The organism is Sphingobium sp. B10D7B (genome assembly GCF_025961955.1).
GTDB lineage: Bacteria > Pseudomonadota > Alphaproteobacteria > Sphingomonadales > Sphingomonadaceae > Sphingobium.
In genome coordinates, this window is sequence record NZ_JAOQOQ010000001.1 from 3,171,507 (window position 1) to 3,193,848 (window position 22,342).

Consider the following 22,342-nt stretch of genomic DNA (forward strand, 5'->3'; position numbering starts at 1 on the left):
GCGATGGCGACGTCCCGCGCATGGTCAGCGCTTCGCTGCAGGAGCGGGATCGGCGATGGCAACGCTCACCGGCTGGCCCTGCCGCAGCTTGCCGTCCGGATCATCCACGACGATCCGCAAGCGATAGACCAAGTCGGTGCGCAGGTCGCTCGTCTCCACCGTCTTGGGGGTGAATTCCGCGCGCGGCGAAATATAGCCGATGATGCCGGAATAGGATTTGGGGTTGCCGTCCGCCGTGATCGTGACCGTCATGCCCGGCGCGATCCGGCTGAGCTGGTTCTCCGCCACATAGGCCCGCACGCGCACCGGGCGATCGATCGCGAGGGTGAAGACGGTTTCACCCGGGGCCACGATGGCGCCGGGTTCGCGCGCGCGCGTCACCACCACACCGTCCACGCTGGCGACCAGGCGCGCGTCGTCGAGATCCGTGCCGACGCCCTTGCGGGCTGCCTCGGCCGCCTGCAACGCCGCGCGCGCCGCCTCTATATCTTCGCGCCGCGCGCCGGTGCGCACCAGAGTCAGCGCCGCCTGCGCCTCCGCGAGCTGGGCATTAGCGCGATCGCGCATGGCGACGGTGGATTCCCACACATCGCGGCTGATTGCGCCCGGGGCGACCAGCGGCTGCCGGCGTTCATAGTCGCGCTGGGCATCGCGCGCCGCCGCCTCCGCTGCCGCAAGGCGGGCCTGCGCCTGAGCGACATCTTCCGGCCGACTGCCGCGCTGGAGTTTGAGCAGTTCCGCGCGAGCCTGCGCCACGCGCGCATCGGACTGGGCGACGGCGCTATCGATGGAGGCCCGGTCCAGCTCGGCCAGCAGCATGCCCTGCTTGACGCGCTGGCCTTCCTCGACCGGGATCTGCGCGATCCGTCCGCCGACCCGGAAGCCGAGATCCACTTCCCGAATGTCGACATTGCCATAGAGCGTCAGAGGCCCGTCATCCCGCCCCAGCAGCCCGAAGCCGCGCGTGCTCACGGCAGCGATCAGCAGGACGGCGACGATGATGAGCACGATCAGGCGCTGGCGGGTCATGGCGTCATTCCTCGGTGAGCAGGGTTTCGGCGGACTTGAGCAGGCTGGCGACCAGCGCCTCGCCCGTGGCGGAATCGAGATCGGGCACTTGCATCGTCCGCACCACGCAGGCGCGGCCGAGGCGCAAAATCAGCGCCATGCCCATGATATGGAGGATCAGCGGGCGGCGCTCCGCTTCGGCGAGCGAGGGCCGTGCGACAGCGGAGAGCAGAATCGCGGTCTCCACCAGCGGGCCTATCAATCCATCGTAGAGGCGCGTGAAGGCCTCGGTCGGGTGCTGCTGCTCGCGGGCCACGAACTGCGCAAAGGTCGCCGAGCGCGACGAGAGCAGGAAGCGCGCCAGCGTCTCCAGCAGCGCCAGCATCTGTGTGCGGGCCTGCGCAGGCGTCTGCGGTGGCTGCTTCTCGATGATGGCGATCAGCGGCGCGTAGATACTGCCCACGACGGAGGCGATATGGTCGGCGCAGGCGAGGTAGAGCCCTTCCTTGGAGCCAAAATGATAGGTGATCGAGGACATCGCCGTCCCGCTGGCGCGGGCAATCTCGCGCGTGCTTGCCCCATCGAAGCCGAAGCGGCCGAATTGTTCCAAGGCAGCTTCGATAATCTGCAACGGAAGATCGCTTCTTGCAGGGCTTTCTGTGCCCACGGATGCGGCCCCGATATCCGTTGCGAGCGCTTTCTTGCGCGTGCGGGTTACGGCCTCATGCATTTTCTTTGCCCGTCGTGGCGTGGCGGACGTGCTGGTGGCACTTCCCTGAACCGCTCGATCTCGACATCCTTCGTCGAGCGGCGTTCAACGATGACCAGCACAATGACGATGGAGACCGCATGAAGGATATTTGTTCGATCGAACGAACAATGTCAAATGGTGAGAGTAACCGTCAGTAAGGCTGGGTTGAACCGCTGCGACGCCCTAGCGACCCGTAGGAGCCTCCTCCTCGCGCCCCTCGAAAGGTTGATCCAGCGTGGCCTTTGAATCCGGCGCATCCGTCTTGGCACGGGCCTGCCCCTTGCGGCGGCGCAGATTGGCCCGCAGCGCTTCGGCGAGCCGGCGTTGGCGGTCGGAGGGCGGGGTACTCATGCCCTTGCTTTACGAATCCGGCTTTTGCGCTGCAAGTCGCCTTGACAAGGCCAGACGGTAAGGCCATAGGCGCGGCCTTGCTGACGCGGGGTACCCCTGCGAACGGCAGTGCTGCCGTAGCTCAGTGGTAGAGCGCATCCTTGGTAAGGCTGAGGTCGCGAGTTCAATCCTCGCCGGCAGCACCATTTTCCCCATCTGCTGTGAAGAACGCAGCGCCCGCCCCTGAAGGGCGGTTGCGGGCCATGATAAATCATCGACTTACGGCGCATGAGTGGCGCTGCAGACACACCTCACCCCGGTGAGTAAACGTGTAATCGACGTTTATTTGCCCCCTCCCCATCGCTCCCTACCTTTCAAGCACGGTTCAAAACATCTGAAAGGTATCCGTCATGAAGTCATCACTGCTTTACACCGCTGCGTTGCTGCTGAGCGGCGGCATTGCCGTGCCAGCCATGGCGCAGGACACCGCAGCGCCGGCTACTGCACAGCCGGCCGCCCCCGCGTCGCCAGCCTCGCCCGCAGCGCCGGCTTCTCCTGCCACGCCGGCCGCACCGGCTACGGCAGCAGCTCCCACGAGCTTTACGGATGCGGAGCTGGTCGGCTTTGCCAAGGCCGCTATCCAGGCGGACAAGATCCAGAAGGACGCAACGGTCGCTGCGGACGCCAAGCAGGAGCAGATGCTCGCCGCAGTGCAGTCCAATGGCCTGACGCCGGCGCGCTACAACGAGATTGCCCAGGCGACCCGGACCAATCCGGATCTCGTGAAGAAGATTCAGGAACTGGCCTCGGCCGACATGGCGACCCAGCAGCCGGCGACCGCAAATCCTTAAGACGCGGCGCGCACAACGCTGAAACGACTTGGGCGGCTCCCTGCGGAGCCGCCCATTTTCATGCCCGGTTGTCCTGCGCCTTCACCCGCAATCGCCACGCATGAAGCAGGGGCTCGGTATAGCCGTTCGGTTGCGCGACGCCCTCGAACACCAAGGCCCGTGCGGCTTTCAGCGCGAGGCTCTCCGGATGGCCTGCCATCGGTCGATAAAGCGGATCGCCGGCATTCTGTGCGTCGACCTTGGCCGCCATCTTCTCGAAGGCTGCATCGACCTGCGCCGGCGTACACACGCCATGGAGCAGCCAGTTGGCGATATGCTGGGAGGAAATGCGCAGCGTCGCGCGATCTTCCATCAGGCCGATGTCGTTGATGTCCGGCACCTTGGAACAGCCAACCCCCTGATCGATCCAGCGGACGACATAGCCGAGAATCCCCTGCGCATTATTCTCCAGCTCCTCGACGATCTCCTGCTCGGACCAGTTGGTGCCAGGTGAGAGCGGCACGGTGAGCAGGCCCGATAGCGGCGCCACCGGCTCGCGGCCGCGCTCCTGCTGGCGCGCCGCGACATCGACGGTGTGATAGTGCGTCGCGTGCAGCGTCGCCGCCGTCGGCGAAGGCACCCAGGCCGTGTTCGCACCGCTCATGGGATGCGCGATCTTCTGCTCGAGCATGTCGGCCATCCGGTCCGGCGCCGCCCACATGCCCTTGCCGATCTGCGCCCGGCCAGAGAATCCGCAGGCCAGACCGATCTGCACGTTGCGATCCTCATAGGCCTTGATCCAGGCGGCGCTCTTCATGTCGCCCTTGCGGATCATCGCCCCGGCCCGCATCGATGTGTGAATCTCATCGCCCGTCCGGTCGAGGAAGCCGGTGTTGATGAACACCACCCGATCCTTGACCGCCGCGATGCAGGCCATGAGGTTGGCGGACGTCCTCCGCTCCTCGTCCATCACGCCGACCTTGATCGTGTGCCGGTCCATGCCCAGCATATCCTCGATCGCATCGAACAGATCGTTGGTGAAGGCGCATTCCTCCGGCCCGTGCATCTTGGGCTTCACGATGTAGACGCTGCCGGTGAGACTGTTGCGCACCGGGCCGGCGCCCTTGAGATCGTGCATGGCAATCAAGCTGGTCACGATGCCATCGAGAATGCCCTCGGGCGCCTCGGCACCATCGGGCAGCACAATCGCCGGCGTGGTCATCAGATGGCCGACATTGCGGACGAGCAGGAGGCTGCGTCCCTTGAGCGACCATTCCGACCCGTCGCGATCCTTGAAAACCCGGTCCTGGTTGAGCCTGCGCGTCTGCGTTTTGCCGCCTTTCTCGAACGTCGCAGAGAGGTCACCCTGCATCAGCCCGAGCCAATTGGCATAGGCGGCCACCTTGTCCTCCGCATCCACGGCCGCGACCGAATCCTCCAGATCGACAATGGTCGAGAGCGCCGATTCGAGCACCACATCAGCGATGCCCGAGGGGTCATCCTTGCCGATGGGGTGATTGCGGTCGAACACCACCTCGATATGCAGGCCGTTCTTGCGGAACAGGCGGCCCTTGGGCGTCTGGCCGACATATTGGGTGCCATCCGCGATGGCGAAGCCCTTGGCGGGATCGCCCATGTCCGCCCAGCTCCCGGACACCAGCGGCACGGCCCTGTCGAGAAAGGCCTTGGCCCAGGCGATGACCTGCGCGCCGCGCTCGGGATCGTAACCGCCCGGCTTGGCCGTTCCCGGCAAGGCATCCGTGCCGTAGAGCGCATCGTACAGACTACCCCAGCGGGCATTGGCCGCATTGAGCAGGAAGCGGGCGTTGAGCACCGGCACCACCAATTGCGGACCGGCCAGCGTTGCGAGCTCGGCATCGACCTTTTGCGGATCGATGGTGAAGGGCGCCGGCTCTGGAACGAGATAACCAATCTCGCGCAGGAACGCCTCATAGGCCGGCTGATCGATCGGTTGGCCGGCCCGCGCCTCATGCCAGGCATCGATCTGCGCCTGAAGATCGTCGCGCTTCGCCAGCAACGCCCGATTGCGCGGTGCAAAATCGGCGAAGATCGCCGCCGTCCCGGCCCAGAAGGCTTGCGCAGTCAGCGCCGTACCCGGCAGCGCGCGCTGCTCGATGAAATCGGCCAGTTCCTGCGCGACCGAGAGTCCGGCGCGGTCCACCTTGTTCGTCATGCCTTGCATCCCCGCCGTTCAGCCCTGCGCCTTGAGGCCGGCCGCTGCCAGCCCGGCCAGCGCGGCCGCTTCGTCATTGTCCGATGTGTCGCCGGTCACCCCGACCGCGCCGATCGCCACGCCCTCATCATCGACGATGATGACGCCACCGGCCGCCGGGATCACCGCATGCGGCGCGGAGGCCGCAAAAGCCCCGATGAACCAGGGACGCTCCTGCGCCATGTCCCCCAGCTTGCGCGAGGAAACGCCCATGGCGAGCGCCCCGGCCGCCTTGCCCGTCGCCACCTGCGCGCGCGCGAAAGAAGCGCCATCGCCACGCTGAAAGGCGATCAAATGCCCGCCGGCATCCACGACGGCGGCGCTCAGCGGCTTGAACCCTGCGGCCTGCCCTTTCTCGAAGACACCCTCGATGACCGCATTGGCCTGTTGCAAACTGATCCGGCTCATAAATCTGTTCCTTCCGCTCACGTGCGATCATCGGGATTTGGCTGTGCGGGGACATAGCCGGCCCGTTCAGTCGAGACCAGCAAAGTCAGCGTCGAATCAGCCGCGAAGCGCAACGCCTTGCTGGCGACAGGACATCGGTCACAGCAACTGCCGAAATGCCAACGCCCCGGTCACAAAGCGGTTCAGCATCGCGCCAAAACGCATTAAGGGGCGGCCCACACTCCGCACTCGCGATGAAATACGAGGGACGTCATGACCGATACCAAGCTGATCGCCACCATCGATGCCGCATGGGAGGACCGCGCCAATATCGGCCTGTCCGCCACCGGCGACGTCCGTGCGGCGGTGGAGAAGGCGCTGGCGCTGCTGGACAGTGGCGAGGCACGCGTTGCCGAGCCCAGCGGTAATGGCTGGCAGGTCAATCAGTGGCTCAAGAAGGCCGTGCTGCTCTCCTTCCGCCTCAACGACAATACGTTGATCGACAACGGTCCCGGCGCCGGCCACTGGTGGGACAAGGTGCCCTCCAAGTTCGCCAACTGGGGCGAGGCGGATTTCCGCGCCGCGGGCTTCCGCGCCGTGCCCGGTTCCATCGTCCGCGCCGGCAGCTATATCGGCAAGAATGTCATCCTGATGCCCAGCTTCACCAATATCGGTGCGTTCGTGGGTGACGGCACGATGGTCGACACCTGGGTGACGGTCGGCAGCTGCGCGCAGATCGGCAAGAACGTCCACCTCTCCGGCGGCGTCGGCATTGGCGGCGTGCTGGAGCCGCTGCAGGCCGACCCGGTGATCATCGAAGATGACTGCTTCATCGGCGCGCGCTCGGAAGTCGTCGAGGGCGTCCGCATTGGCCAGGGCTCGGTGCTGTCGATGGGCGTGTTCATCGGCCAGTCGACCAAAATCGTCGATCGCGCCACCGGCAAGGTCTATATGGGCGAGGTGCCGCCCTATTCGGTGGTTGTGCCCGGCTCGCTCCCCGGCAAGCCGCTGCCGGACGGCACGCCCGGCCCGAGCCTCTATTGCGCCGTCATCGTCAAGACCGTCGACGCACAGACCCGCTCCAAGACGGGCATCAACGACCTGCTGCGCGACTGATCAGGAAAGGGGGCGGGGCCAGACCTCGCCCCACCTTCTCCCCATTCTCACGCTGCTTTGAGCTGGCGCAAATCCCGGCCGCTAGGCTCCTGGAACACCCGCAGATCGAAGGAGTCCAGCACGGCCAGCATATGGTCGAAGATGTCGGCCTGGATCGCCTCATAAGCCGCCCATGCCGTGGTGGTGGTGAAGCAATAGATTTCCAGCGGAATGCCCTGCGGCGTCGGGTCCAATTGCCGCACCAGCAGCGTCATCTCCTTCGAGATGCGCGCATTGGCCCGCAGATAGGCGGCCATATAAGCCCGGAATGTCCCGAAATTAGTGACCCGCCGGCTGTTCACCGGATCGAGGCCGTCATGGGCGATGCGGCTGTTCCATCGCTCCAGCTCCGCCTGCTTTTCCACCAAATAGTCGCCCAGCAGCGCAAAGCGGCGCAGGCTCTGCTCTTCCTGATCGGACAGAAACCGCACGCTGGTCTGGTCGATCATCAACGAGCGCTTGATCCGCCGCCCGCCGGATTCCGACATGCCGCGCCAGTTCTTGAAGCTCTCCTCGATCAGCCGGTGAGTCGGGATGGTGGTGATCGTCTTGTCCCAGTTCTGCACCTTCACCGTGTGCAGCGCGATGTCGATCACGTCGCCATCAGCATTGAGCTGCGGCATCTCGATCCAGTCACCGACGCGCAACATGTCGTTGGAGGTCAGCTGGACGGAGGCCACCAGCGACAGGATCGTATCCTTGAACACCAGCATGATGACCGCCGCCATGGCGCCAAGGCCGGAAAGCAGCAGCAGCGGCGACTTGTCCATCAGCTGGGCGATCATCAGGATCGCCGCCGCCGCGAACAGCACGATCTTGAGAACCTGGATATAGCCCTTGATCGGCCGGTTCACGGCGTGCGCCCGCCGCTGATAGAGATCGTTGACGAAGGTCAGTGCATGGCTGAGCGCCAGCACGATGGTGAGGATCACGAACGCGCCCGCCACATTCTGCACCACCGTCACCAGCGACGGCGGCAGATGCGGTACGGCCGCGATCCCGCGTGAGACGACCATAGCCGGGACGATATTGGTCAGCCGGGCCACCGCGCGGCCGAGCGCCGGCGTGTCGTGCGGCAGGACGCGCAGCGCCATGCGCAGCAGGATCGACTTGAAGATGAAGTTCGCGAGCGCCGCGACCGCGATCAGGATTGCCAGCCCGGCGAGACTTTCAGCCCAGGCCGGCAGACCGGCGAACCACCGATCGAAAAGGGGAATGGAAAAGGAAGGGTCGGTTGCCGTGGGAATAGAATCAATCATGACAAAGGGCGCGGCCGCGAGAGGGGCCGGCGATAAGCTCCTGTTTTATCGCAAATTGGGCGGCCAACCTGCCTGCCTTTAGGCATGAAGTCAAACCAGCGGCCGGATTGTGCGGGCCGCTGGCTGCTCCCACGATCTAGACCGGCGTTGAAATCTTCATGAGGACAAGGCCCGAAACAATCAGCCCGGCGGCAGTCAATCGCAGCACTGTAAGCGCCTCCCCAAAAAACGCGATGCCGACAGCGAATGCGCCAAGCGCGCCGATGCCCGTCCAGATCGTATAGGCGGTGCCGAGTGGCAAAATCTTCAGCGACCAGGCCAGGCAGGCAAAGCTGAGCAGCATCGCCGCGATCATGACGAGGGTGGGCCATAGCCGGGTGAAGCCATCCGACTGCTTCATGGCCGTCGCCCAGACGACCTCGAACAAACCCGCGATGAAAAGCGCAATCCACGCCATGACAGCCTCCTGAAAGCGCCGGGCCGTCCCGGTCTTGACGTCAGAGGCGGGAACGTGGTCGCCGCAAGGAAAATTTAGGCGCCACACCAGGCCCGATCAAGGGCAGTTACGCCCTGAGGTGATCATGCCCTCAGCCGCCGCCGAGCAGGCGCTGGCGGAGGCGTTCCATGCCGATGGCGTCAATGGCGACTGCCCGGTCGGGCGCCTTGAGCACCTCGGCCAGATAGCCAAGCGTCTGCGCCGCAAGATCGAACTGCTGCAAGGCGGTCGCCCGGCTCGTGACATCCACCGTTTCGACCAGTTGCGTGCCGAGGTCTTCGATCAGATGCCGCAGCACATCCAGTTCCTCGGCGATCCGCCGATCCAGCTCCGCAGTCGGGGCCGAGGCGCGGGGCGCCGTCCCAGCCGCAGCGGGCCGTGATGACGGCAGAGGCGCATCGGCGCGGGGCAGCCCGACCTGACTTGCGGCAGCGATCCAATTGCCCTCCCGCCAGCCGGACACCGAAATCGTGCCCTCAAAGCGCACGCCGCAGCGATTCTTGTCCACCCAGATGACCGTGGCGCCCATCTCAAGCTGCAAGCGCCGCAAGATAAGGCCAGCACCGACCGGCGGCAGCGCAGCGCCTTCCAGCAATGCGCCGTGCTCGGAGAGATTGCGGATGCGCACCGGAGCGGCGATCCCCTCCGCCTCGATAGTCGCGGACAGGAGCAGATTCGTGCGGGAAGGCCGAGCGGCCGCTGGGTTGGACTGGTCTGCCGGCATCGGCACAATCGGCTTCCTATCCAAAAAACATTCTCTAGAACCGTCGCTCGGTCCGGCGTCCGTCCGACCTCCCGGACGTCTGCGGGGCTGAGGAAATCTCCCCGCAAATAGCAGGCTCGCTTGCCGGCGCAAATCCCATCCGTCGACTCGCGCCCCATGCCGAGTCCCGAAATGCGCCGAACGGGCCGCGTTGCAATTGATTAGCGCCGGCGCCGGCACGTGCCTATATCGACGCTATGGCACCACCCAGAAAGCCCACCCGTCCTCAGCCCGCCGGCCTGCCGACGCGCGAACAGATCCTCGATTTCATCAGCAATGCCGATCAGCCGGCAGGCAAGCGCGAGATCGCCAAGGCCTTCGGTCTGCGCGGCAACGAGAAAATCGCGCTCAAGGCCCTGCTGCGCGACATGGCCGATGAAGGCCTGCTCGAAACCGGCAAGGCGCGGGCCTTCAACCTGATGGGCGGCGTCCCCAAGGTCACCGTGCTGCGCGTGGTCGAGTCCGATGGCGGCCAGGTCATCGCCGTACCGGAGCGCTGGGAAGCCGAGGGCCACCCTATTCCCAAGCTGCGCGTCATCGAGCGCGGCAAGCGCGGCGCTCTGGGCGTTGGCGACCGGATTCTGGCGCGCACCGAGCAGGCCGGTCATGGCTGGGTCGCCCATCCGATGAAGAAGCTGGCCGGCGCGACCGAGCAGATGCTCGGCGTGGTGGCCAAGGACGAGCGCGGCAAGCTGATCCTGCGTCCCGTCGATAAACGCATCCGCTATGAGACGCCGATCAGCGACCAGGGCGATGCGCAGCCGGGCGATCTCGTGCTGGCCGAGAAGAGTGGCCGACCGCCGCGCGTCACGGCGCGGGTGACGGACGTGCTTGGCGACCCCTTCCAGCCGCGTAGCTTCAGCCTGATCGCCATTCACAAATATGGCATTCCCGATGTGTTTCCCGAGGAGGCCGAGACCGAAGCCGCGAAGGTCCACGACCTGCCCCTCCACGCCGATGCGCGCGAGGACCTGCGCGCCCTGCCCATCGTGGCGATCGATCCGGTCGATGCCCGCGATTTCGATGATGCCGTGTGGGCCGCGCCGGACGATGATCCGACCAATGAAGGCGGCTTCAAGGCCATCGTCGCCATTGCTGACGTCTCTTATTATGTGCGCCCCGGCTCGGCGCTGGATCGCTCGGCGCGCAAGCGCGGCAACAGCGTCTATTTCCCTGACCGCGTGGTGCCGATGCTGCCGCATGCGCTCTCGTCGGACATGTGTTCGCTCAAGGCAGGCGAGGATCGCGCCGTTCTGGCCTGCCATCTCGTCATCGGACCGGACGGGGCGCTCAAATCCTGGCGCTTCACCCGCGCGATCATCCGTGTCGCCGCCAACATTCCCTATGAGATGGCACAGGCCGCGATCGACCGCGTCGAAGGCAAGCCCGAGCGGACCTTCTCAGACACCCGGCTCGACACGGGCCTGATCGATCGCCTCAAAGGCGATGGGCTGATCGACGAGGCGCTGGTGCCGCTCTGGGCTTGCTGGCGGGCGCTCGCCAAGGCACGCGATGCCCGTGGTCCGCTCGATCTCGACCTGCCCGAGCGCCGGGTCGTGCTCGACGAGGAAGGTCGCATCGTCAGCATCGCCATCCGTGAACGGCTTGATGCACACCGGCTGATCGAGGATTTCATGGTCACCGCCAATGTCGCCGCAGCCAAGGCGCTGGAAGCCAAGAAGGCGCCGGTCATGTACCGGGTCCATGAGCCGCCCAGCCGGGAGAAGCTGACGACGCTCAAGGAGTATCTTGAAACCTACGGCATCAGCCTGGCGCTCGGGCAGGTGATCACCACCAAGACCTTCAACCGGCTGATCGAGCAGATTCCGGATGATGCCGCCGCGCGCCCGCAGATCATGGAGCAGATCCTGCGCAGCCAGACGCAGGCCTATTACGGCCCGCGCAATCTCGGCCATTTCGGCCTGTCGCTCGGCTCCTATGCGCACTTCACCTCACCGATCCGGCGCTATTCGGACCTTTTGGTGCATCGCTCGCTGGTCGGCGCCTATGGGCTGGAAATGCCAGCCCCGGCGGACAAGTCGCTTCCCCGGGAAACGCGGCTCTCCTCGGAAGACGTGGCCGATCTCGCGCCCATCGGCGAGCGGATCAGCCAATATGAGCGGCGGGCGATGGAGGCGGAGCGTGAAACCGTCGACCGCTATGTCGCGGCATTTCTGGCGCAGCATGTCGGCGAAATCATGGCCTGCCGCATCACCGGCGTGCAGAGCTTCGGCTTCTTTGCCACCGTCGTCGAACTGGGCGGCGATGGCCTCGTGCCCGTCTCGACGCTCGGTGGGGAATATTTCCGCTATGACGAGGTGCATCAGGCGCTGATCGGCGAGGATAGCGGCGACCGCTATGCTATGGGCGATCGCATCGACCTGCGCATCGCCGAATCCGACCCGGTGAGCGGCGCGCTGCGCTTCGAGATTCCGCACGGCGCCAGCCACATGCCCGAACGCAAGGACCGTCGCCGTCCCGGCAGTGCGCCCGTCCGCCGCACCGGACGCCCGCCGAACATCCGGCACACCGCGCGCCGCAAGGGGCCGGTCAAACGCCGCTGATCGCGCGGGACATTGGATAAAGGGGCGCTCCATCTAGGCGCGCCCCGTCGTTCATTCCTGCGCTGTCAGGTCAAAAGGCATAGAACAGAGAAAACTGCAGCACAGGGTAAACCTTGTACTTGTTGACCTCGTCGTTGACATCCGCCTGCTCCTTGAGCAACTGCTCCTGGAAAGCCGCGTTGGTCGCGAGGCTACCGGTGGCCCGCAGCGCATCCACGCGCGGCGTGCCCTGGAACATGGCGCCGGCGTCCACGCCGAACTTGATGCCGCGCGTCAGGCCACCCGCATAACCCACGGTCAGCAACGGCGCGAAGTCCTTGGCGCGGATCGTGCCGGAGAGCGTGCCGATCTCGCTCGGGGTATAAGTGACATCGCCGATGGTCACAGGCTCGGTCGGCGTCGCCGTAGCGCTGACCCGGTTCTTGGCGATGCGGAAACCACCGGAAAGCCGGAACCCGCCGCCGAACGGATAGACGTCCGCGACGGCGCCATAGGATTCGAGCTTCAGCTTGCCCTCATAGGTCAGGTCGTTGACGTCGATGTCATGGCTGAAATCGAAGAAGGACGCGCTGGCTCGTACGCCAAACGTGTCATTGATCCTCATCCCCACTTCCGGCCCGGCGCCGAGCGTGCCGGCGGTGACGCCAACCGAGTAACGCGCATCTTCTGCGAAGGCGGGCGACACCGCCAGAAGCGTGGCGGTGCTCAGTGCGAGACAGGTCTTCATCTTGATAGGCATTTTTGCTTTCCCCCCAAATGTCGTGAGGGCGCGCTCATGCCCGAGCCGGGTACAGGCGTCATATCCTGTCAGGGATATACGCCGCGGACGCGATCGCTGTGTTTCGGCGGCCGATTATTCGTGCTGCCGGCCGAAGTCAGGCGCGGCGTCGTCCTGCCCTTGCTCGATGATCGAGCGGCGGATCGCCCGCGTCTTGCTGAAATGCTCGAACAGCGCGTCGCCATCGCCCCAGCGAATGGCCCGTTGCAGTTGCGAGAGATCCTCCGAGAAGCGCTGAAGCATCTCCAGCACTGCATCCTTGTTGGTGAGGAAGACATCGCGCCACATGGTGGGATCGGATGCGGCGATGCGGGTGAAGTCGCGAAAGCCGCCGGCCGAATATTTGATGACCTCGCTGCGCGTCACGCTCTCCAGATCATTCGCCGTGCCAACGATCGTATAGGCGATGAGGTGCGGCAAATGGCTTGTGACGGCCAGGACCAGATCATGATGCGCGGCATCCATGATCTCGACATTGGCGCCCAGTCGCTGCCACAGCGCCTCGACCCGCGTGACCGCAACCGGATCGGTCCCGGCCGGCGGCGTGAGGATACACCAGCGGTTCCGGAACAGCGTCGCAAAGCCTGCCTCCGGGCCGCTATTCTCGGTGCCAGCAACCGGATGCGCGGGCACCAGCGTCACATCAGGCAGGACACGATGGATTTCGGCGATGATGCTGGCTTGTGAGGAGGCCACCTCCGAGAGGATGACATCGGCTGCCAGATCGTCACGGATCGCCTCGGCAACAGGCGCCATCGCGCCCGGCGGCACGCACAGCACCACCAGATCGGCATCGATGACCGCAGCGCCGGGCGTGTCCGTCACGTCATCGCATAGGTCGATCCGGCGCGCGGTGTCCCGTACTTCCGGATTGGCATCGTGTCCGACCACCCGCACGGTCGGCGTATAGGCCCGCAGGGCGCGCGCCAGCGACGAGCCGATCAGGCCCAGCCCGATGATGGCAACGCGCGAAAAGGGCAGCATCAGGCGCCGACGATCCGGCGAAGCGCAGCGACGAGCCCCTTCATGTCTTCCGGCGTGCCGATGGTGATGCGCAGGGCATTGGGCAGATCCTGCCCGGGCAGCCAGCGCACGATATAGCCGGCGTCCATCAGGTCCTTATAGGCCGTCTCGGCGCTCGTCTCGCCCTCGAACAGTACGAGGCTGAAATTGGCCTTGGACGGCACGGCGCGCAGCCCCTTGTTGCTAAGCGCCCCGATCTCCGTCTCGAACCAGGCGCGCCATTCGCTGTTGTGCGCGCGGCTCTTCTCCACAAAGTCCTGCGCCTCCAGCGCCGCGACCGCCGCGCGGGACGAGGCGATCGGGAAGGAGAAGGGCTGGCGGATACGATGCATCGCGTCGATCACCTCCGCACTTGCATAGCCCCAGCCGACCCGGCCGGCAGCAAGGCCGAAGATCTTGGAGAAGGTGCGCGTGACCAGCACATTGGGTGCGGTGCGGGCGAGCTCCAGCCCGCCATCGTCATCCTCGGCGTCGAGATATTCGCTATAGGCCTGATCCAGCACCAGCAGAACATGTGGCGGCAGTCCGGCATGCAGGCGGGCGATCTCCGCGCGAGGCGTGAACGTGCCGGTCGGGTTGTTCGGATTGGCGAGGAACACCAGCCGGGTGCGGTCCGTGACATGGGCCAGGATGGCATCGACATCCGTCGCATAATCCTTGTCCGCCACCTCGACGGGCACCGCGCCGACGCGCCGCGTCGCGATGGGGTAGACCGAGAAGCCATAGCGCATGAAGATGATCTCATCGCCCGCGCCCGCGAAGGTGCCGGCGGCCATGTGCAGCACTTCATCTGACCCCGTCCCGTAGATGATCCGGGCTGGGTCCAGCCCGTGCCGCTGCGCAATCGCTTCGCGCAGCTCAACCGCAGCGGAGTCGGGATAGCGCTCCAGGCAGTCGGCAGCGGAGCGGAATGCCGCGCGCACCGGCTCGGCTGTGCCGAAGGGATTTTCATTGGACGAAAGCTTCACGACCTCGCGGCCATCATCCGCCTTCGACTTGCCCGGAACATAAGGCGCGATGGCCATGATCCAGTCTTTGGCGACGGGTGCGGCGGGCTTTTGAAGATCGTCTGTCATGGCGTGGCGCTTTAGCCCCGCTGTGTGCAATTGGCAAAGGCCTGTACGATTCACCCAAACCTCCGCGAGGATGCACTCCGCCGACACGCCCAGCCGGCCCGATTGACAATGCCCGTTCTTCGGCTCAAGCGCTGGATCATGTCCATGGAGAGTGCCATCGCTTCCACAGACCAGCGCTTCGGCCTGCGGCGGTCTATCCGGCTGGCAGGGCCACTCCGGCTCGATAGCGGCGCCAGCCTGACGCCCGTCGAGATCGCTTACGAAACCTATGGCACGCTCAACGCGCAGGGCAGCAATGCCGTGCTGATCTGCCATGCGCTGACCGGCGACCAGTTCGTCGCATCGGAACATCCGGTGACCGGCAAGCCCGGCTGGTGGACGCGCGCCGTGGGACCCGGCAAGCCCATTGACCCCGAGCGGCACTTCATCATCTGCGCCAATGTGTTGGGCAGTTGCCTCGGCTCTTCCGGCCCGGCCAGCATCGATCCTGCCACCGGCGCGCCTTTTGCGATGCGCTTCCCGGTCATCACCATCGCCGACATGGTCCGTGCGCAGGCGATGCTGCTCGATCATCTGGGCGTGGCCCAGCTTGCCGCTGTGGTCGGCGGCTCGATGGGCGGGATGCAGGCGCTGGCATGGCCGACCCTCTATCCGGAGCGCGTGCGCGCCGTGCTGGCGATTGCCACCACCGCCCGTCACAGCGCGCAAAACATCGCCTTTCACGAAGTCGGGCGCCAAGCGATCATGGCCGACCCGCGCTGGCGCGGCGGCGACTATTATGCGAGCGGCGAGCCCCCGGCTGCGGGCTTGGCGGTGGCACGCATGGCCGCGCACATCACCTATCTCTCCGAAGCCGGGCTGACCGAAAAGTTCGGCCGCAAGCTGCAGGCGCGGGAGGCGAAGACCTTCGGCTTCGATGCGGACTTCCAGGTTGAGAGCTATTTGCGCCACCAGGGCATCAGCTTCGTCGAGCGGTTCGACGCCAACAGCTATCTCTACATCACGCGGGCGACGGATTATTTCGATCTGGCAGAGGATCATGGCGGCAGCCTGGCCAATGCGTTCGCGCGGACGCAGGCCCGCTTCTGCATCATCAGCTTCGATACCGACTGGCTCTACCCGACGACAGAGTCGCGCAACATCGTCCACGCGCTCCATGCCGCCGGTCGGGCCGCAACCTTCGTCGAGCTTTCGAGCCCCTTCGGGCATGACAGCTTCCTGCTCGATGCGCCCGAGATGAATCGCGTTCTGGATGGCTTCCTACGAGGCGGTGCGTGACAGAGATGCCCGACCACATCGAGCTGAGCGACGATCCGGCCCGGTTGGACCGCGCACGCATTCATGGCTGGCTGGCCTCGAGCTATTGGTCGCCCGGCATTGCCCGCGCGCTGGTGGACCGGGCCATTGACGGATCGCACTGCCTCGGCGCCTATCGCAATGGCCAGATCGGCTTCGCCCGCATGATCACCGACCATGCCACATTTGCCTGGCTGAGCGACGTGTGGATCGATGAAGCCGCGCGCGGGGCTGGACTGGCACGCCGCATGGTCCAGTGGTTTCTCGATCATCCTGATTTCCAGGGCATCCGGCGTATCGGCCTCACCACGCTCGATGCGCATGGCGTCTATGCCCCGCTCGGATTCCGCAGTCCGCGAAGGCCGGACCGCTATATGGAACGGCTCGACCCCGCCTTTGACACGCTGCTGAATGGCGAAGAGACTCCGCCGCATGACTGACGGCCTGCGTCCGGATCTTGCGCTGATCGCGCGCCATGTCACCACGGGCTCTCGGGTGCTGGACGTGGGTTGCGGCGATGGCGCCCTCATGGCGGCGATGCGCGACGGAGCACACGCGGATGTGCGCGGGCTGGAGATCGATCCGGCCAATGTTGCGGCGGCCGTCGGGCGCGGCCTGCCGGTCGTTCAGGGCGATGCCGACACCGACCTTGGCTATTATCCAGACAAGAGCTTCGATTTCGCGATCCTCAGTCAGACGCTCCAGACCACGCGGCGGCCTGACAAGGTGATCGAGCAACTGCTGCGCATCGGCAAACAGGCGTTCGTGTCCTTCCCCAATTTCGCGCACTGGCGCGGGCGCCTCTCGCTGATGTGGGGCGGGCGGATGCCGGTGACGCCGCTGCTGCCCGAGCGCTGGTACGACACGCCCAACATCCATCACCTCACCATCGACGATTTTCGGGCGCTGGTGCGTGAGCGCGGCTGGACCATCGATGCCCAGTGGTTCCTCAACCATGGCCGAACGACGGGATCGGCCAATGCCAATCTGTTCGCCGAACACGCCGTCTTCCTGCTGCATGCCTGATGGGCGCAACACCACTCTTCAGAATTATGCTGCAGTGCAACAACGGGGTGGCCAGATGGCAACAGGCGGTGCATAGGGCGTGCCACGAACAGAACAGCGAAACGACGACATGACTGCTGCGGCCAAGCCCTTTCCCATGAACGAACGTGAATTTGTCGGCCTGATGGCGTCGATCATGGCGCTCAATGCGCTCGCCATCGATGCGATGCTGCCGGCCTTCCCGGCGATTCGCGCGTCCCTGAACGTGGCCGACCCCAATTCGCTGCAATATATGATCACGGCCTATATGCTGGCGAACGCCGTAGGATCGCTGGTCGCCGGCCCGCTGGCGGACCGGTTCGGGCGCCGGCCGATGCTGCTGCTCAGCATTACCTTCTCGGCGCTCGGCGGCCTCGCCAGCGCGCTGGCGCCGACCTACGAGATGCTGCTCACGATGCGCGCGGTGCACGGCTTCTTTGCCGCGGGCCTGGGCGTGCTCGCCGTGTCCGTGATCCGCGACCGCTACTCGGGCGACACCATGGCGCGGCTGATGAGCGTGATCTTCATCATCTTCATGCTGGTGCCGGTCATCGCTCCCTCCGTGGGCCAACTGGTGCTGACCGTGGCATCCTGGCGCGAGATCTTCCTTGTCCTTGCGGCTTATGCCAGCATCGTGCTGGTGTGGACATGGCGCCGACTGCCGGAAACGCTCGATGAAGACCAGCGCCAGCGCATTTCCCTGCCGGTCATCGCCCGCAACTGGGCGGCGGTCGTCAAGGATCGTCAGGGTCTGGGCTATATGCTCGGCGCAGGGATCATGATGGGCGGCATGTTCGGCTTCCTGAACAGCGCGCAGCAAATCTTCTTCGACGTGTTCGATGCCGGGGCTTTCTTCCCGCTCGCCTTCGCCTGCGTGGCGGGGTCGATGGCGGTGGCGAACTTCTCGAATAGCCGCATCGTCGAGCGCTTCGGTGCGCGCAGGGTTTCGCACCTCGCGCTCATCTTCTTCATCGTCGTCAGCATTGCCCAGCTGCTCGCCAGCCAGATGCATCCCGAGCCGCTGCTGCTGTTCATGGTGCTGATCGCGCTCAACATGGGCATGGTCGGCTTTACCGGATCGAACTTCGGCTCGATCGCCATGGAGCCCTTCGGTCACATCGCCGGATCGGCCGCCAGCTTCCAGAGCTTTGCGCGCATGGCGATTGCCACGCTGATCGGGGCAGCGACCGGACAAAGGTTCGACGGCACCACCCAGCCACTGGCGGAAGGCTTCATGGCCACCGGGCTGGTCGCGCTCGTCTTCATCCTGCTGGCCGAACGCGGACGCCTCTTCACCCGCCCGCGCCGCAACGCCATGCGGCCCCCACTGCCGCCGCGCTGAGCGGTCTCGGGCGAGCGCCGGACGAGCAACTGCGCCGTCCGTCCTTCATTTCCTGAGGCCCTCACCCTATCTGAATAGGGAAAGGCTGGCCCGTGCCCGCCTGCGGAGATCGTTTGTGCGCAAGGCAGTTCTCGGCCGTTTCGGCAACAATCATGGTCATTGGGTCGGCGATGGCTTCCCGGTTCGCTCGCTCTTTTCCTATCATGACCTTGGGCAACAGATCAGCCCGTTCCTGCTGCTCGATTATGCTGGGCCGCACGCGTTCGAACCGACGCAGGCGCGACGGGGCGTAGGACAGCATCCCCATCGTGGATTCGAGACGGTCACCATCGTGTATGATGGCGAAGTGGAGCATCGCGATTCCACGGGCAATGGCGGCATCGTCGGCCCTGGCGACGTGCAGTGGATGACGGCCGCCGGCGGCATTCTGCACGAGGAGTTCCATTCGCCCGCCTTCGCGCGCGCCGGCGGTCCGTTCCGGATCGTGCAGCTCTGGGTGAACCTGCCCGGCAAGGACAAGATGGCGCCGGCGGGTTATCAGGCGATTTTATCCGATGACATCCCCACCGTCGACCTGGGCGCTACTTCCGGGACAGCGCGCATCATCGCGGGCGCGCTTGGCGACACTCGGGGGCCGGCGCGCACCTTCACGCCAATCAACGTGTGGGATGTGCGGCTGAACGCAGGCGCGGACACGACGCTCGATCTGCCTGAGGGACACATTGCCCTGATCGTCGCGCTGAGCGGCCGCCTCACAATCAATGGCACCCAGCTGCTTGATGAGGCCGAGGTGTTGCTACTGAGCCAGGACGGCAAGCATGTTCAAATCCAGGCCGCCGGCGAGTCGAGCCTGCTCGTCCTCACCGGCGAACCGATCGACGAACCGATTGTCGGCTACGGGCCCTTCGTGATGAACAGCGAAGCGGAAATCCACGCGGCGATCGATGATTTCAACAGCGGGCGCTTTGGCGCGCCCGTGTGATCGCCGGACAGGATGCTGGTGGGCGATGACGGGCTCGAACCGCCGACATTCTCGGTGTAAACGAGACGCTCTACCAACTGAGCTAATCGCCCCCTCACGGGAATTCCCGCGCTTTCTAGGTTTTCCTGCTGCAGGTCAAGGGTACATAAGCGGAACAGAGCGGATACATTTGGCCGTAGCCGGACCTGAGAGTCCCGAACTATTCCCGAAGTCCGAAGAACGTTGGCTCCCCCGAAATGGAGAAATAGCGCTCGTCCAAGTCGGGCGTCGGTTTAGATCACCGCCAGCGTCGCCAAGTGGGACAAACCCGTCCTTCCCGCAAGGACCGCTCAACGACAGCTATTACCAGATTCGGCCGTTCGGCAGACCTCTCCTTGCACCGCCTACGCGAAAGTCTGGTGGGAGGACGCCAGGCTGGTTTCGGGGAATTCGCAAAGATGGCTGCCGATCTGACTGACCGAGATCGGAACTGGGAAAGCGTCAGCCTTTCCCAAGATCTCCTAGCCGCTGCGCTGTAGCTGCTGGAACACGCCAAGCCGATCCGTGATCTGCCAATGGCCTGTCAGCCGATCTTCGCTGTCGAACCTGTAAACCGTCGCGCCCGACATACGGATCACCCGGCCGGTTGCCGGGAACCCCGCCAAGTCACCTCGATGCGTACCGTTCCAAAGCCAGGTCATCACGACATTTTCACCCTCGGCGAACAATCCCTGAGTATCGAACCGTTGGTTGGGGAAAGCAGCTCTCGACTTTCGAACCCGATCTTTGAAACCGGCGCGATCAAGCGCTCTACCCTCCCAGGGATCGCCGGGATCGTGATGGATGGTGTATGTCTCTGCGACATAGCCATCGGCCGCGTCTGCATGCACTTGAGCTCCGGGCAGACCGGCGCAACCTTGAATGGACGGCCAAGCGGATGGCCGAGGAGCTAGGAATGAGCGAAACTTATGTCGGTCAGATGGAACGAGGACAGAAGCCCATCGAGACGCGTACCGCGGTAGCCGCCCGCTATCTCGCGCTGGCCCCTGTGGTCATGGTTCCTAGGATGAAGTTGGGTAAGCAGACCGACCCACATTGAGATGGCCGGCTGAACCCAAAGTTTCACAATTGGTTAACATCCGTGCCACCGCCAGCCTTTTCGGTTATGCATCGCGCGCGAGCAGGGCAGATTTGTGAGGGATTAAGAAATGATACAGATCGATGAAAATAATGAAGAGTTCATGCCGCCGCCACCGTCGGCATCAGATATCATGAAGATCCTTATTTGCATCCTGGGTGCGGCCGCCATCATAGTAGGCATTGATTTTCTGTTTGGATAGCCGGCCTTACGATAGTTCCTATTCGGGTTGATTATTTGTGTATTGTCCGGGCGCCCCATCCCTTTGCCAGCTTCCGCCCAAACTGTTGCCCGGGCAACTCGATAAAGCGATGTGTTATCGCCGCTGCTATCAAGACGATAAGGATGATTGGAACTGTCAGCAAAGCGCTGACTAGCACATCGCCAGTCAGCCTCGTTACCCCCTCGCTCTGCTCGACTAGATCCCTGCCGCTGATCCTTTCAGCCAGCGTCAGCCCATTGAAGTAGCGCCAGACGATGAACAAGTGGACCATGTAAATCGAGTAGGAGAGGGCGCCCAGCTTCAGCATGGGTGTTGTGAGAAGCGCCTTGCTGATCCAGCCGCGCTCCCGCGAGAACACCAGTACCACGGCGATAAAAACGAGCGGCGCCGCCAAGGTAAGCCTACCCGCCCACGCGACAGAGACGAAGGCCAGACACAGCACCGCTGCCCCGACCTCAAGAGCCTCGTCGGCGGCCCGGCCTAGCGGCTTTTCTCTCCACGTCCTGGGCGCCTTCCACAGGAGGACGCCAGCCGCAAACCCGAACAGGCACCGGGTCAGGGCGCCGTCGTGGAACACGTACATGTTCCGGTCGCTGCCGAGCGCCAGCATGATCGGCGCGACAATGACGACCGCCACGCACATCGGCACAATGAACCTCGGCGCCACCTTCATGGCCAGCGCGAAGATCAGGTAAGTCCAGAATTCTACAGCGATCGACCATGACGGCCCATTCCAAGGCGCAGCGTCCGGACCGAGAAACGGCTGGACCAGCAGAAAACTTTGGATGAGTTGCGGGACCGTGTAATTGTCGCCGAACGGCTCGCGGGAGGCGGTACCAATCGCTCCCGTCGCATAGACAACCTCGAAGGCGAGGAACATTAGCAGCATGAACGCATGGAGCGGCCACACCCGAAAGAACCGCTGGACCATGTAGCGGCCAAGCGAATAGTCTCCAGCGAGGCGCTGTCCGTAGCTCGTGCCGATCACGAAGCCGGATAGCACGAAGAAGAAATCCACGAACAAGTAAGAGTTTTTCACCAGCGGGATGGATTCCAGCGGGCCGGGAATGTGGTGCAGCACGACCATGCAGGCGCAGAAGCCGCGAAGGCTGTCGAGTGCCAGATACCTATGCGACGAATCGACCGAAATTGACATGAGGCCCCCTGGCGGCTTGTGGAGCGCGGCATAGGGCGTTGTCCACTTCCGGTGCGTTAACGGCCTGCCTCGCACAGCGCCCGCCAACGTGCATTATGCTCCTGCACCTCGCCACGGTTTGCGCGGTATCCAGCCTGTTGCCCGGATCGTCGACGCCTTCCTGCCCGGCCTTCGCATTGGCATAGGTCAGCGCGCGCAGCGCGGTGCAGGCGCTGCTAGCAGTTTTCGGGGGTTCGGCTGTCCCGCAGGCAGTCAGCCCGGCGAGCATCAGCATCGCGGCGGATTGTCACAGCAGCATCATTGGCCCTTTCTGTCTGTCGGATGGTCTCCTGCGCGCCGTCGGCGCGCTCGGTCTGTTTTCCCGCCTCTGTGGCGCCATCCTCGCAATCGCCAGCCGGGAAACTGCGAGCCTCATGCATGGCGGCAATGGCCCGCCAGCCGTGATAGATCGGCGATCCTCGAGTTCGAAGTTGATGATGTCGATGCCGAGCGTGCGCGGATCGATCCGTTCGTGAGGACTGGCTGCAGC

22 protein-coding genes and 2 tRNA genes are annotated in these 22,342 nt (G+C 64.4%); 10 read left to right on the forward strand and 14 right to left on the reverse strand.

Annotated features, from left to right (window positions below; all coding sequences use genetic code 11):
* Positions 1-24: 24 nt before the first annotated feature.
* The 3 genes from M2331_RS14825 to M2331_RS14835 all read right to left on the reverse strand — a co-directional run bounded on the left by M2331_RS14825 (position 25) and on the right by M2331_RS14835 (position 2,110).
* Positions 25-1,029: an HlyD family efflux transporter periplasmic adaptor subunit gene (locus M2331_RS14825; RefSeq protein ID WP_181560987.1), complete on the reverse strand. Its 1,005-nt coding sequence runs from the start codon at positions 1,027-1,029 to the stop codon at positions 25-27.
* A gap of 4 nt (positions 1,030-1,033) precedes the next feature.
* Positions 1,034-1,738, reverse strand: coding sequence for a CerR family C-terminal domain-containing protein (locus M2331_RS14830; RefSeq protein WP_264592416.1), 705 nt, complete (start codon positions 1,736-1,738; stop codon positions 1,034-1,036).
* 204 nt (positions 1,739-1,942) lie between these two features.
* Positions 1,943-2,110, reverse strand: a complete 168-nt coding sequence (locus M2331_RS14835; protein WP_181560989.1) for a hypothetical protein — start codon at positions 2,108-2,110, stop codon at positions 1,943-1,945.
* A 110-nt stretch (positions 2,111-2,220) separates the two neighbouring features.
* On the opposite strand from M2331_RS14835, the gene M2331_RS14840 reads away from it, so the two are divergent.
* A tRNA-Thr gene (locus M2331_RS14840) sits at positions 2,221-2,295 on the forward strand.
* Positions 2,296-2,499: 204 nt separating this feature from the next.
* Positions 2,500-2,940, forward strand: a complete 441-nt coding sequence (locus M2331_RS14845; RefSeq protein ID WP_181560990.1) for a DUF4168 domain-containing protein — start codon at positions 2,500-2,502, stop codon at positions 2,938-2,940.
* A 58-nt stretch (positions 2,941-2,998) separates the two neighbouring features.
* On the opposite strand, the gene M2331_RS14850 is transcribed toward M2331_RS14845, so the two are convergent.
* Both M2331_RS14850 and M2331_RS14855 read right to left on the reverse strand, forming a co-directional pair.
* On the reverse strand, positions 2,999-5,113 hold the full coding sequence (locus M2331_RS14850) for a malate synthase G (protein WP_181560991.1): 2,115 nt from the start codon (positions 5,111-5,113) through the stop codon (positions 2,999-3,001).
* Positions 5,114-5,131: 18 nt separating this feature from the next.
* Entirely contained in the window at positions 5,132-5,560 is a 429-nt protein-coding gene (locus tag M2331_RS14855; protein WP_181560992.1) for a GlcG/HbpS family heme-binding protein, read from the reverse strand.
* A gap of 252 nt (positions 5,561-5,812) precedes the next feature.
* Between M2331_RS14855 and dapD the strand changes: the two genes are divergently transcribed.
* Positions 5,813-6,655: a 2,3,4,5-tetrahydropyridine-2,6-dicarboxylate N-succinyltransferase gene (gene dapD, locus M2331_RS14860; protein WP_181560993.1), complete on the forward strand. Its 843-nt coding sequence runs from the start codon at positions 5,813-5,815 to the stop codon at positions 6,653-6,655.
* Between the two features lie 47 nt (positions 6,656-6,702).
* Here dapD and M2331_RS14865 read toward each other — a convergent pair whose 3' ends face one another.
* The 3 genes from M2331_RS14865 to M2331_RS14875 form a co-directional block, all read right to left on the reverse strand.
* Complete coding sequence (locus tag M2331_RS14865; protein ID WP_181560994.1) at positions 6,703-7,953, reverse strand: mechanosensitive ion channel family protein; 1,251 nt, start codon at positions 7,951-7,953, stop codon at positions 6,703-6,705.
* Positions 7,954-8,089: 136 nt separating this feature from the next.
* A complete protein-coding gene (locus M2331_RS14870) occupies positions 8,090-8,410 on the reverse strand; it encodes a DMT family transporter (protein WP_181560995.1) in 321 nt (106 codons plus the stop codon).
* Between the two features lie 130 nt (positions 8,411-8,540).
* Complete coding sequence (locus M2331_RS14875) at positions 8,541-9,173, reverse strand: PilZ domain-containing protein (RefSeq protein ID WP_264592457.1); 633 nt, start codon at positions 9,171-9,173, stop codon at positions 8,541-8,543.
* Positions 9,174-9,409: 236 nt separating this feature from the next.
* On the opposite strand from M2331_RS14875, the gene M2331_RS14880 reads away from it, so the two are divergent.
* Positions 9,410-11,776 carry a ribonuclease R family protein gene (locus tag M2331_RS14880; RefSeq protein WP_181560997.1) on the forward strand — a complete coding sequence of 789 codons (2,367 nt, stop codon included), beginning with the start codon at positions 9,410-9,412 and terminating at the stop codon, positions 11,774-11,776.
* A 70-nt stretch (positions 11,777-11,846) separates the two neighbouring features.
* Here the strand turns inward: M2331_RS14880 and M2331_RS14885 are convergent, their stop codons facing one another.
* The 3 genes from M2331_RS14885 to hisC all read right to left on the reverse strand — a co-directional run bounded on the left by M2331_RS14885 (position 11,847) and on the right by hisC (position 14,653).
* Complete coding sequence (locus tag M2331_RS14885) at positions 11,847-12,503, reverse strand: hypothetical protein (RefSeq protein WP_264592417.1); 657 nt, start codon at positions 12,501-12,503, stop codon at positions 11,847-11,849.
* Between the two features lie 126 nt (positions 12,504-12,629).
* Positions 12,630-13,538 carry a prephenate/arogenate dehydrogenase family protein gene (locus M2331_RS14890; protein ID WP_181560999.1) on the reverse strand — a complete coding sequence of 303 codons (909 nt, stop codon included), beginning with the start codon at positions 13,536-13,538 and terminating at the stop codon, positions 12,630-12,632.
* A complete protein-coding gene (gene hisC / locus M2331_RS14895) occupies positions 13,538-14,653 on the reverse strand; it encodes a histidinol-phosphate transaminase (RefSeq protein ID WP_181561000.1) in 1,116 nt (371 codons plus the stop codon). The genes M2331_RS14890 and hisC overlap by 1 nt, the downstream gene beginning before the upstream one ends.
* A 138-nt stretch (positions 14,654-14,791) precedes the next feature.
* On the opposite strand from hisC, the gene metX reads away from it, so the two are divergent.
* From metX to M2331_RS14920, 5 genes are all read left to right on the forward strand, one after another.
* Positions 14,792-15,931: a homoserine O-acetyltransferase MetX gene (gene metX, locus M2331_RS14900; RefSeq protein WP_181561001.1), complete on the forward strand. Its 1,140-nt coding sequence runs from the start codon at positions 14,792-14,794 to the stop codon at positions 15,929-15,931.
* Between the two features lie 5 nt (positions 15,932-15,936).
* Positions 15,937-16,389: a GNAT family N-acetyltransferase gene (locus M2331_RS14905; RefSeq protein WP_181561564.1), complete on the forward strand. Its 453-nt coding sequence runs from the start codon at positions 15,937-15,939 to the stop codon at positions 16,387-16,389.
* Positions 16,382-16,975 (forward strand): methionine biosynthesis protein MetW, encoded by a 594-nt coding sequence (gene metW, locus M2331_RS14910; RefSeq protein ID WP_181561002.1) that lies wholly within the window; start codon positions 16,382-16,384, stop codon positions 16,973-16,975. The genes M2331_RS14905 and metW overlap by 8 nt, the downstream gene beginning before the upstream one ends.
* 136 nt (positions 16,976-17,111) lie before the next feature.
* A complete protein-coding gene (locus M2331_RS14915; RefSeq protein WP_264571617.1) occupies positions 17,112-18,335 on the forward strand; it encodes a multidrug effflux MFS transporter in 1,224 nt (407 codons plus the stop codon).
* Between the two features lie 115 nt (positions 18,336-18,450).
* Complete coding sequence (locus M2331_RS14920; protein ID WP_181561004.1) at positions 18,451-19,317, forward strand: pirin family protein; 867 nt, start codon at positions 18,451-18,453, stop codon at positions 19,315-19,317.
* A gap of 16 nt (positions 19,318-19,333) precedes the next feature.
* Here M2331_RS14920 and M2331_RS14925 read toward each other — a convergent pair.
* Positions 19,334-19,409, reverse strand: a tRNA-Val gene (locus M2331_RS14925).
* A 408-nt stretch (positions 19,410-19,817) separates the two neighbouring features.
* Positions 19,818-20,186, reverse strand: coding sequence for an ester cyclase (locus M2331_RS14930; RefSeq protein WP_264592418.1), 369 nt, complete (start codon positions 20,184-20,186; stop codon positions 19,818-19,820).
* Between M2331_RS14930 and M2331_RS14935 the strand changes: the two genes are divergently transcribed.
* Entirely contained in the window at positions 20,147-20,395 is a 249-nt protein-coding gene (locus tag M2331_RS14935) for a helix-turn-helix domain-containing protein (RefSeq protein ID WP_181561005.1), read from the forward strand. The two genes, M2331_RS14930 and M2331_RS14935, sit on opposite strands and share 40 nt — an antisense overlap.
* Positions 20,396-20,667: 272 nt before the next feature.
* On the opposite strand, the gene M2331_RS14940 is transcribed toward M2331_RS14935, so the two are convergent.
* On the reverse strand, positions 20,668-21,813 hold the full coding sequence (locus M2331_RS14940) for an acyltransferase family protein (RefSeq protein ID WP_181561006.1): 1,146 nt from the start codon (positions 21,811-21,813) through the stop codon (positions 20,668-20,670).
* Positions 21,814-22,342 lie beyond the last annotated feature (529 nt).

What these genes read in the sequence shown, in the direction of transcription:
- M2331_RS14825 (WP_181560987.1), bottom strand. Translation starts at nt 1,029, where the DNA reads ATGACCCGCCAGCGCCTGATCGTGCTCATCATCGTCGCCGTCCTGCTG.
- M2331_RS14830 (WP_264592416.1), bottom strand. Translation starts at nt 1,738, where the DNA reads ATGCATGAGGCCGTAACCCGCACGCGCAAGAAAGCGCTCGCAACGGAT.
- M2331_RS14835 (WP_181560989.1), bottom strand. Translation starts at nt 2,110, where the DNA reads ATGAGTACCCCGCCCTCCGACCGCCAACGCCGGCTCGCCGAAGCGCTG.
- M2331_RS14845 (WP_181560990.1), top strand. Translation starts at nt 2,500, where the DNA reads ATGAAGTCATCACTGCTTTACACCGCTGCGTTGCTGCTGAGCGGCGGC.
- M2331_RS14850 (WP_181560991.1), bottom strand. Translation starts at nt 5,113, where the DNA reads ATGACGAACAAGGTGGACCGCGCCGGACTCTCGGTCGCGCAGGAACTG.
- M2331_RS14855 (WP_181560992.1), bottom strand. Translation starts at nt 5,560, where the DNA reads ATGAGCCGGATCAGTTTGCAACAGGCCAATGCGGTCATCGAGGGTGTC.
- dapD (WP_181560993.1), top strand. Translation starts at nt 5,813, where the DNA reads ATGACCGATACCAAGCTGATCGCCACCATCGATGCCGCATGGGAGGAC.
- M2331_RS14865 (WP_181560994.1), bottom strand. Translation starts at nt 7,953, where the DNA reads ATGATTGATTCTATTCCCACGGCAACCGACCCTTCCTTTTCCATTCCC.
- M2331_RS14870 (WP_181560995.1), bottom strand. Translation starts at nt 8,410, where the DNA reads ATGGCGTGGATTGCGCTTTTCATCGCGGGTTTGTTCGAGGTCGTCTGG.
- M2331_RS14875 (WP_264592457.1), bottom strand. Translation starts at nt 9,173, where the DNA reads ATGCCGGCAGACCAGTCCAACCCAGCGGCCGCTCGGCCTTCCCGCACG.
- M2331_RS14880 (WP_181560997.1), top strand. Translation starts at nt 9,410, where the DNA reads ATGGCACCACCCAGAAAGCCCACCCGTCCTCAGCCCGCCGGCCTGCCG.
- M2331_RS14885 (WP_264592417.1), bottom strand. Translation starts at nt 12,503, where the DNA reads ATGAAGACCTGTCTCGCACTGAGCACCGCCACGCTTCTGGCGGTGTCG.
- M2331_RS14890 (WP_181560999.1), bottom strand. Translation starts at nt 13,538, where the DNA reads ATGCTGCCCTTTTCGCGCGTTGCCATCATCGGGCTGGGCCTGATCGGC.
- hisC (WP_181561000.1), bottom strand. Translation starts at nt 14,653, where the DNA reads ATGACAGACGATCTTCAAAAGCCCGCCGCACCCGTCGCCAAAGACTGG.
- metX (WP_181561001.1), top strand. Translation starts at nt 14,792, where the DNA reads ATGTCCATGGAGAGTGCCATCGCTTCCACAGACCAGCGCTTCGGCCTG.
- M2331_RS14905 (WP_181561564.1), top strand. Translation starts at nt 15,937, where the DNA reads ATGCCCGACCACATCGAGCTGAGCGACGATCCGGCCCGGTTGGACCGC.
- metW (WP_181561002.1), top strand. Translation starts at nt 16,382, where the DNA reads ATGACTGACGGCCTGCGTCCGGATCTTGCGCTGATCGCGCGCCATGTC.
- M2331_RS14915 (WP_264571617.1), top strand. Translation starts at nt 17,112, where the DNA reads ATGAACGAACGTGAATTTGTCGGCCTGATGGCGTCGATCATGGCGCTC.
- M2331_RS14935 (WP_181561005.1), top strand. Translation starts at nt 20,147, where the DNA reads ATGTCTCTGCGACATAGCCATCGGCCGCGTCTGCATGCACTTGAGCTC.
- M2331_RS14940 (WP_181561006.1), bottom strand. Translation starts at nt 21,813, where the DNA reads ATGTCAATTTCGGTCGATTCGTCGCATAGGTATCTGGCACTCGACAGC.